Source organism: Rhodococcus sp. T7, assembly GCF_009872365.1.
In the GTDB taxonomy this organism is placed as follows: Bacteria; Actinomycetota; Actinomycetes; order Mycobacteriales; family Mycobacteriaceae; genus Rhodococcus_F.
Map to the genome: position 1 here is coordinate 836441 of NZ_WXYH01000389.1, position 869 is coordinate 837309.

Annotated in this window: 1 protein-coding gene; it reads right to left on the reverse strand. The window is 64.3% G+C overall.

Annotation, left to right across the window (positions count from 1 at the left end; all coding sequences use genetic code 11):
* The coding region (locus MLGJGCBP_RS47955; RefSeq protein WP_328799692.1) for an SCO6880 family protein at positions 1–869 on the reverse strand (869 nt) is incomplete at both ends.

The following is an 869-nucleotide window of genomic DNA, read 5'->3' on the forward strand; positions in this document are numbered from 1 at the left end:
TCTTCACCTCTGGCTTCGGCCCGTTCGACGATCTGCTGGGATGCCGGGTCGAAGGAGCGGCGCACCACACCGGTGATTTCGGCCGCGCTCATCGACCGCACCGCGACCCCGGACGCTTCGATCGCGGCGCGAATGCCGGGAAGCCGCCGACCGATCTCGACCGCTTGCACGCCCGGGTCCTTCTTCCGTTCATCGGTTGTGGCAGCGAAGGTGATCGCCACCCGCGCGGCGAGTTGAACTTCGTCGCGGTGGAACTCGGTGGCGCCTTCGTACACGACTGCCTTCGCCAGCGCGGGGGCATGCGGGGCGGTGATCAACCTCGCCTGGTTGAGGAGGGCGTTGCCGGTCTCGGGGACGGTGTCGAGGACCGGGACGATCGCCTCGATGTCGCTGGTCAGTCCGGCGGATGCGAGGACGACTCCCCACTCGCCGACCCACTGGTTGACCAGTACCCGGTCCACGGCCTCATCGCCCTGGGGCCAGGCCCGCAGCACGACGGTGTACTGATTCTTCTTGGGCATGTGGATCATGCCGAACCGGTAGCCGGCGCTGTCTTCGCCCTCATACATTTTCGTGGGGGCCAGCACACCGGGCAGGTGTGCCTTCCCGCCGGGCATTTCGGAGAACAGACCACCGCGGTAGATGTGCTCTTTACGTCGAAAGGCACTGAAGAATTGGATTGCCATGAGGGACCTTTCGTATCCGGTGAGGCCTTGACGTTTGCTGATCACCGGGAGCACGGTGAGTAGGAGGACGCCACCGGTGATGGCGCCCCACTTGATACCGGCGGTAATCAACACGATGAGAGCGATGATCAAAGAGCCGAGAATGAACCAGGTCACGGGTCCGGTCAGGCCCATGACGCCTTC